General features: G+C 66.2%; 7 protein-coding genes. 3 read left to right on the top strand and 4 right to left on the bottom strand.

The features are described from left to right. Positions 1-11: 11 nt before the first annotated feature. Genes AC5Y47_RS22575 through AC5Y47_RS22565 form a run of 3 tightly spaced genes read right to left on the bottom strand, consistent with a single transcriptional unit; the run spans position 12 to position 3,049 of the window. Positions 12-1,028: a pyridine nucleotide-disulfide oxidoreductase gene (locus AC5Y47_RS22575; RefSeq protein WP_499946482.1), complete on the bottom strand. Its 1,017-nt coding sequence runs from the start codon at positions 1,026-1,028 to the stop codon at positions 12-14. A 60-nt stretch (positions 1,029-1,088) separates the two neighbouring features. Beyond that, positions 1,089-2,654, bottom strand: a complete 1,566-nt coding sequence (locus AC5Y47_RS22570; protein ID WP_499946480.1) for a glycoside hydrolase family 13 protein — start codon at positions 2,652-2,654, stop codon at positions 1,089-1,091. Next, positions 2,654-3,049, bottom strand: a complete 396-nt coding sequence (locus AC5Y47_RS22565; protein ID WP_499946479.1) for a globin — start codon at positions 3,047-3,049, stop codon at positions 2,654-2,656. The genes AC5Y47_RS22570 and AC5Y47_RS22565 overlap by 1 nt, the downstream gene beginning before the upstream one ends. Before the next feature lie 144 nt (positions 3,050-3,193). On the opposite strand from AC5Y47_RS22565, the gene AC5Y47_RS22560 reads away from it, so the two are divergent. The 3 genes from AC5Y47_RS22560 to AC5Y47_RS22550 all read left to right on the top strand — a co-directional run bounded on the left by AC5Y47_RS22560 (position 3,194) and on the right by AC5Y47_RS22550 (position 4,586). Beyond that, positions 3,194-3,844, top strand: coding sequence for an HNH endonuclease (locus tag AC5Y47_RS22560; RefSeq protein ID WP_499946478.1), 651 nt, complete (start codon positions 3,194-3,196; stop codon positions 3,842-3,844). A 63-nt stretch (positions 3,845-3,907) separates the two neighbouring features. After that, positions 3,908-4,132, top strand: a complete 225-nt coding sequence (gene ctaJ / locus AC5Y47_RS22555; protein WP_499946481.1) for an aa3-type cytochrome oxidase subunit CtaJ — start codon at positions 3,908-3,910, stop codon at positions 4,130-4,132. Then, entirely contained in the window at positions 4,119-4,586 is a 468-nt protein-coding gene (locus AC5Y47_RS22550; protein WP_499946477.1) for a DUF5130 domain-containing protein, read from the top strand. The genes ctaJ and AC5Y47_RS22550 overlap by 14 nt, the downstream gene beginning before the upstream one ends. On the opposite strand, the gene pepN is transcribed toward AC5Y47_RS22550, so the two are convergent. Next, the gene (pepN, locus tag AC5Y47_RS22545; protein ID WP_499946476.1) at positions 4,583-7,180 is read right to left on the bottom strand and encodes an aminopeptidase N; all 2,598 of its coding nucleotides are present in this window, start codon (positions 7,178-7,180) and stop codon (positions 4,583-4,585) included. The genes AC5Y47_RS22550 and pepN overlap by 4 nt on opposite strands. Between the last annotated feature and the right edge of the window lie 103 nt (positions 7,181-7,283).

Genomic DNA, 7,283 nt, shown 5'->3' with positions numbered 1-7,283 from the left:
GGCCCGCCAACTCAGGTGCGGTAGACCATCCACAGCGGCAGCACGGAGTTGAGGTAGTCCATGAATTTCTTCAGCCCGACCCGATACTGCCCGTACCCGTAGGGATCCTCGGCGTATTCGGGGAACGCGATGCCGAGCCCGAACAGTCCGGGAGCGATGATGCCGTTCTGCGGGTTGTAATCCAGCACCCCCCACTGAGGCGTGGCCGGAAGCTCGCGGCGCTGGAACCCGACTGTGTAGACGACGCGGTCGCATTCGGCGAGCTTCTCGTCGAATTCCGCACTGCATACCCAATACCGCTCCAAGCGGTCCGGGTAGACGCCGTCGATGTTCTCCCGGGCCCATTCGGCGGCGCGGCCCTTGAGTCCGGTGTCGTCGAACAGAATCCAATCATCCAGGTACACAGCGTATTTGAGGGGACTTCGGTAGAAGTTGATCACCTTGGCCACCGGATGACGCAGCAGATGCGGCAACGCGATCATCGACGAGTGCGACGAGCCGAACACCGCCACCGTCGCACCCTCCAACGGCTCCTGCGCCAACAGCTCTGGATCGAGGGCGACCTGAACCGGAATCTCTTTCAGCTGCGGGTAGTCGAGCTTGGTCGGAACCGCACCGACCGCCAGAATGACGTTGGCGGAAACGATTTCGCCGTCGTCGGTCTCGATCCGCCACTGCCGGTTCTCCAGATACAGCGCGGTCGCCGTCGTCTGACACGCCGCCACCCGGTCGCGCAGGTGCCCGGTGACCCACAGCAGCGGATCCGCAACCAGCGCAAGGGCACACGTCTCCTCGGGATCGACTTCCCGCAGCGGCAACGGGGGCGCCTCGGAGAACCGGAAGGCGTCCGAACCGTTCAGGTATTCCAGAAACGTACCGGCGATGGTGTTGCTCGAGACCGACCGCCATCTGCCACCGAGGTCACCGGCGGTGAATGCTGGGTCTATCCACGCGATCTGCTCCGGCGCTATCCCGTAATCGAGGAGCCGTCCGACGCCCGCGATTCCCGCCGGGCCGGCTCCGATCACTGTCCACTCGTAGCGCGCCATGCACCACATATAGAGCACGGGCGACGAATTGCGAAACGGCTACCCGACCAGCCAGGCCGCGCTGTCCGCCGGCAACCGGCCGTCCGTCAACGGAGCGCTGGCGAGGATGACTTCGCCGGGCGGCAACGAAATCGGGCTGTCGCCGGCATTGAGTGCGCAGATCAGCTCCCCGCGGCGGCGGGCGAACACCAAGGCGTCCTCGGGGCCCGGCAGCCAGTCGATCTGGGTACCGTCGAATCCGTTACGCGCCCTGCGTAATTCGATCGCTCGACGGAAAAATGACAACGTCGACTCGTCGTCACGGAGCTGCTCTTCGACGGTGAGCCCGGCCCAGTCCGCCGGCATCGGCAGCCAGGTGTCCGGATTCGCCGAGAAGCCGAACGGGGGAGCGTCGCCCGACCACGGCATCGGCACCCGGCAGCGGTCGCGGCCGCGCTCGGTGTGCCCGGAGCGTTCCCACGTCGGATCCTGCAGTACCTCGTCGGGCAGATCCACGTCCGGCAGTCCGAGCTCTTCTCCGTTGTAGATGAACACCGCGCCGGGCAGGGCGAGCATCAGCATTGCCATGGCCCGCCCACGGCGCAGTCCCCGTTGGCCGCCGCCGTACCGGGTGACCTCGCGGCCGACGTCGTGATTGGACAGCGTCCAGGTCGGGGTGGCGTTTTCCAGTGCGGCCGCGTCCAGCGAATTCTGTATGGCGTCACGGATTTCGGTGGCGTCGAACTCGGTGCGGGTGAGCCGGAAGTTGAAGCCGAGGTGCAGTTCGTCCGGGCGGAGGTACTCGGCCCACTGCGCGTTGTCGTGCACCCACACCTCGCCGACGGTGACCGCTTCGGGGTAGTCGTCCATGACCGCGCGGATGTCGCGGTGGATCGCGTGCACGTTCGGCCGGTTGAAGCGCGGGTCGTCGTCGGTGTGCCGCAGCACCTCGGGGACGTCCGGACAGTCCGGCAGCCCCTGGGGCTTGGCCATCCCGTGCGCCACGTCGATGCGGAAGCCGTCCACGCCGCGTTCCAGCCAGAACCGCAGCGTCTTTTCGAAGTCGTCGAAGATCTCCGGGTTGTCCCAGTTCAAATCCGGCTGTTCGGTGTCGAACAAGTGCAGATACCACTGCCCGGGGTTGCCGTCCGGTTCGACCACCCGGGTCCAGGCCGGCCCACCGAACACCGACTCCCAGTTGTTGGGCGGCAACAATCCGTCGGGACCGCGCCCGTCACGGAAGAAATACCGGTCGCGAGCCTCGCTGCCGGGCCCGGCGGCCAGCGCCGCTTGAAACCACGGATGCGCCGAACTGGTGTGGTTGGGCACCACGTCCATGGTGACTTTGATGCCGCGGGCATGCGCCGCGGCGATCAACCGCTCGAAGGCGGCCATCCCGCCGAACAGCGGGTCGATGTCGCGGGGGTCGGCGACGTCGTAACCGTGGTCGGCCATCGGCGACACGGTCACCGGGTTGACCCAGATCCCGTCCACGCCGAGCTGTCGCAGGTAGTCCAGACGGTCGGCCAGGCCATCGAGGTCGCCGACGCCGTCACCGTTGCTGTCGGCGAACGAGCGGGGATAGACCTGGTAGAACACCGCGGACCGCCACCATTGAGTCGTCATCAGAACGCGGAGTTGACCAAAGAGTGGGCCGCCATCTCCAGGTACTGCAGCAACTGGCGCCGGTGCTCGTCGTCCAAGGTCTGCGAATCGATGGACGCGACCGCGGTGTGCATGCAGCGCAACCACGCGTCGCGTTCGATCGGAGTGATCCGGAACGGCATGTGCCGCATCCGCAACCGGGGATGCCCGCGCCGGTCCGAATAGGTGCGCGGCCCACCCCAGTACTGCTCCAGGAACATCCGTAGGCGTTCCTCGGCGCCGGTGAGATCCTCCTCCGGATACAACGGCCGCAGGATCTCGTCCTCGGCGACCTGCTCGTAGAAGCGCGCCACGATCGCGTCGAAGGTCGCGGCGCCGCCGACTGCGTCGTAAAAAGACTCTGGTGTTTGTTCCATCGTCTTCCATTGGAACAAACGATGTGGGCCACCCCCGCGACGAGGCACAGACACCGCCCGCTGTTCACCGGCTCGACACGGCGTGGCCGACACAAATGTCGTGCGATCGGCAGCAAATCATGGTGGACTGTCGGCGGAGGATTTATGGCGCAGCGCAACAAACGTCGTGGCCACCGCAATGTCGGTGTCGGGGCAAATGGAACCGGGCCAGCGACCGCGTCATGTCTGCACAGCGTCACCTCGGAAAACGCGACCACCCCCACCCAGAACGCTTCGATCTGGAATCGCCGCCGGGTGCTGCTGCTGAACTCCACCTACGAGCCGCTCACCGCCTTGCCGTTGCGCCGCGCCATCGTGATGGTGATCTGCGGCAAGGCCGACGTGGTGCACGCCGACCCCACCGGCCCGGTCATCCACTCCGCGACCAGGTCGATCGCCGTCCCGTCGGTGATTCAGTTGCGGACCTATGTCCGGGTGCCGTATCGGGCCCGGGTGCCGATGACGCGGGCGGCGCTGATGCATCGCGACCGGTTCTGCTGCGCATACTGCGGCGCCAAGGCCGACACCGTCGACCATGTGGTGCCCCGCAGCCGGGGCGGTGGCCACTCCTGGGAGAACTGCGTCGCTTGCTGCTCGACGTGCAACCATCGCAAGGGCGACAAGTTGTTGACCGAACTCGGTTGGTCGTTGCGACGGGCGCCGTTGCCACCCACCGGCCAGCACTGGCGGCTGCTGTCGACGGTCAAAGAGTTGGACCCGCACTGGGCGCGCTATCTGGGTGAGGGCGCGGCCTGATTTCTTGGGCGCCAGGTGTGCCGGTCGCGCCTCGGGTGGGATACGGTTTGCCTCGTGAACTCTATGGAGATGCACCTGATAATTGTCGGGATTCCCCTGTTGCTGTTCGGCTTGCTGATGTTGGCGTACATGACCCGCAAAGGGCCGCACCCCGCAACCTATGACCTGTCGGAAAAGTGGACCCACCCGCCGATTCTGTGGGCGGCTACCGACGAGGCCGTCGGTGGTGCCCACGGCGGACACGGCGCGGAGTTCACGGTAGGAGGTGGCGCAAGTGGCACATGGTGAGGTTGCGACGATCGATCCTGCCGACCTGCCGAAGGGGTCGGTGATCACCGCCAGCGGACGGATTTCGGCGGTCACCGAACCCGGTGAGCTCTCGGTGCACTACCCGTTCCCGATCAACGACCTGGTCAAGGTGGACGACGCGTTGGTGTACGCGTCGCGGGCGTCCAAGGCGCGCTTCGCCGTTTACCTCGGTGACCTCGGCAGCGACACCGCCGCCCGGGCACGCGAGATCCTGGCCAAGGTCCCCACACCGAACAATGCGGTGCTGCTCGCGGTGTCGCCGAACCAGAGCGTGATCGAGGTCGTCTACGGAGCAGACGTGCGTGGTCGTGGGGCGGAGTCCGCGGCGCCGCTCGGCGTCGCAGCCGCGTCCTCGGCTTTCGAGCAGGGCAACCTGATCGACGGGCTGGTCGACGCGATCCGGGTGCTCAGCGGGGGAATCTCCCGGCCCTAATCTCTTTCCGCGCTGTCGAACTTGCGCGCGCGCAGCGATCGCTTCACGCCGGCCTGACCTTCCAGCACCAGCCTGCGCAGGGCGGGAGGAACCTCCGGGTCCGCCAGGAACCTGTCGGCGGCGGCAATCGCCTCCTCGGAGATGTCGGAGTAGGGATACAGGCCGATCACCACCGACTGCGCGACTTCGCTGGACCGCCGCGCCCAGACGCCCGCGATCGCGGCGAAATAGCGCTCGGTGAACGGCTTGAGCAACTCGCCCTGTCCCGGCGCGCCGATACCGGCGATCATGGCCCGGCTGAGGGCATTGGCCAGGGTGTCGTCCTCGACGACGGTGGTGAACGTGTCCTCCTTGACGCCGATCTGCGGGCGCGCCGCCGAGGCCTGCGCACCGTGTCGCTTGCCGGCCGCGGTCGGGTCGCTCCGTACTTCAGCATCAATACGCGGGGTTTCCGGGCCGTCGGCATCGATAACGCCGGCGGCGGCCAACGCGATCACCACCCGCCACCGCAGGTCGGTGTCGACGTCCAAACCGGCCAGTCCCTGCTCGGCGGGATCGCTCTCGAGCAGGGCTTCCAAGACGTCGGTGTGCCGCGGTGACAGCACCGACGACAGCAGGGAGTTGACGTATGCGAGCTGATGGTCGGATCCGGGTTCGGCGCCGCGCGCCAATTCCAGCAACCGATCCGCAAGTTGCGGCCAACCGTGCTCGCGTGCCCAACCCGGATCCGCGTAGGAGCCGACCGCCGTCTGCGCCTGCAGCAGCAGCCGCTGCAGCACCGTGACCTCGCTCTCGGCCTGGATCCCACCCAGTACCAGTGACACGAAATCGCGGGCGCGCAGTTCGGCTTCACGCGTCATCTCCCAGGCCGCCGACCACACCAGCGTGCGCGGCAACGGCTCGGCGATGTCGGCGATACGGTCCAGGGCCGTCCGCAACGATTCCGGGTCCAGGCGCAGTGCGCAGTAGGTGAAGTCGTCGTCGTTGACCAGGACCAGTTTGCCGCGTGAGATACCAAGCAGCGCAGGAACTTCCGTACTCGGACCGTCGACGTCCAGTTCCTCCCGGTGGACCCGGACCAGCTTGCCCTGAGAAGAATCTTCGTCGTAGATGCCGATCGCTATCCGGTGTACCCGGGTCTCACCCGCGCCCGGCGCGGCACCGCTCTGGGTGACCGCGAACCGGGTGAACTTGCCGTCGTCGTCGACGTCGAAATCGGCACGCAGGGTGTTCAACCCGGTGGTCCGCAACCATTGCTGCCCCCAGTCGGACAGGTCGCGTCCCGACGCCTTCTCCAACGCTGCGACGAGATCGCTGAAAGTCGCATTGCCGAAGGCGTGCGTCTGGAAGTAGTCCCGCAAGCCGGCCAGGAAATGGTCCAGACCCACGTAGGCGACCAGCTGCTTGAGCACCGACGCGCCCTTGGCGTAGGTGATGCCGTCGAAGTTCACCTCGACCGCGTGCAGGTCGGGGATGTCGGCGGCGATCGGATGGGTGGAGGGCATCTGGTCCTGGCGGTAGGCCCACGACTTCTCCACGGTCGCAAAGGTTGTCCACGCTTCGGTGTACTCCGTCGACTCGGCCTGGCACAGCACCGAGGCGAACGTGGCGAAAGATTCGTTGAGCCACAAGTCATCCCACCACGTCATGGTGACCAGGTCGCCGAACCACATGTGGGCCATTTCGTGCAGCACCGTCTCCGCGCGCCGCTCATACGAGGCGCGGGTGACCTTGCTGCGAAAGACGTAATCCTCCAGGAACGTCACCGCGCCGGCGTTTTCCATTGCGCCGGCGTTGAATTCAGGCACGAACAGTTGGTCGTACTTACCGAAGGCGTAGGGCAGCCCGAAGTTGTTGTGATAGAAGCCGAATCCCTGTTTGGTCTCGGTGAACAACCGCTCGGCGTCCATGAACGGCGCCAGCGAGGCACGGCAGTAGATGCCCAACGGGATTTCGCCGTGCTCGTCGCTGTACGTGTCGTTCCATACGGCGTACGGCCCGGCGATCAATGCCACCAGATAGGTGCTCATCCGTGGAGTGGTGGCGAATGTGTGCACTTTGGCGGTCTCGGCGTCCGAGACGCTGCTGGGCGCCCCGTTGGAGACCACCTGCCAGTGCGCGGGCGCCGTCACCTGAATGTCGAAGGTGGCTTTGAGGTCGGGCTGGTCGAAGCAGGCGAACATGCGCTTGGCGTCGGCGGTTTCGAACTGGGAGTACAGATACGTTTCGTCGTCGACCGGGTCGACGAAGCGGTGCAGTCCCTCGCCGGTATTGGAATAGCGGCAGTCGGCGTCCACCACCACGACGTTGCGATCGGCCAACCCGCGCAACGGGATTCCGGTCGATTCGTCGTAACCGGACAGGTCGATGCCCTGCCCGTTGAGGGTCGCGCTGTGCACGGTGTCGGCGGCGATGTCGATGACCGTGTCGGCACCGGCAAGTGCGTCGAACACCACCGTGGTGCTGGAGCGGAAGGTGCGTGCGCCGGGGGCGCCCCTACCGTCGGTGACGTCGAGGTTGATCTGATAGCTGTGCACGGTGACCAGCGCGGCGCGTTCGACCGCCTGGTCCCGGGTGAGGTTGGGAAGTGCCACGCGCTCCAACATATCGGCTGGGCGTGCGGCGTTCCGGGTGAGCGGGAACAGTCGGCCCGCGACTACGGTTGTGTCTGAGCGGACCGTCCCGTCCCTGACCGCA

It is taken from the genome of Mycobacterium sp. NGS22 (assembly GCF_059813095.1).
This window is presented reverse-complemented; position numbering and strand designations above follow the sequence as displayed.

Excerpts from the sequence above, each read along its gene's own strand:
- AC5Y47_RS22565 (WP_499946479.1), bottom strand. The coding sequence starts at position 3,049 with ATGGAACAAACACCAGAGTCTTTTTACGACGCAGTCGGCGGCGCCGCG.
- ctaJ (WP_499946481.1), top strand. The coding sequence starts at position 3,908 with ATGGAGATGCACCTGATAATTGTCGGGATTCCCCTGTTGCTGTTCGGC.
- AC5Y47_RS22570 (WP_499946480.1), bottom strand. The coding sequence starts at position 2,654 with ATGACGACTCAATGGTGGCGGTCCGCGGTGTTCTACCAGGTCTATCCC.
- AC5Y47_RS22560 (WP_499946478.1), top strand. The coding sequence starts at position 3,194 with ATGGCGCAGCGCAACAAACGTCGTGGCCACCGCAATGTCGGTGTCGGG.